This is a genomic window from Pseudomonas sp. AC463 (genome assembly GCF_979253585.1).
In genome coordinates this window covers 1-252 of sequence record NZ_CEEDDZ010000912.1, presented here as the reverse complement: position 1 = coordinate 252, position 252 = coordinate 1, and the positions used below count along the sequence as shown (strand labels likewise).

General features: G+C 57.5%; 1 tRNA gene. It reads right to left on the bottom strand.

Annotated elements, in window-relative coordinates:
* Position 1: 1 nt before the first annotated feature.
* A tRNA-Glu gene (locus tag AC0IYH_RS32880) sits at positions 2–74 on the bottom strand.
* Positions 75–252: the final 178 nt, after the last annotated feature.

The following is a 252-nucleotide window of genomic DNA, read 5'->3' as shown; positions in this document are numbered from 1 at the left end:
GCGTCCCCTAGGGGACTCGAACCCCTGTTACCGCCGTGAAAGGGCGGTGTCCTAGGCCACTAGACGAAGGGGACACACAACTGAAACACATGGTGTGTATTTCAGTGCCCAGAGGTTGAATCCGAAGATTCTGCCCTGGTTTCACTCAGTGCCGCCCGAGGGCCACACTGCTTAAACTTGGAGCGGGAAACGAGACTCGAACTCGCGACCCCGACCTTGGCAAGGTCGTGCTCTACCAACTGAGCTATTCCC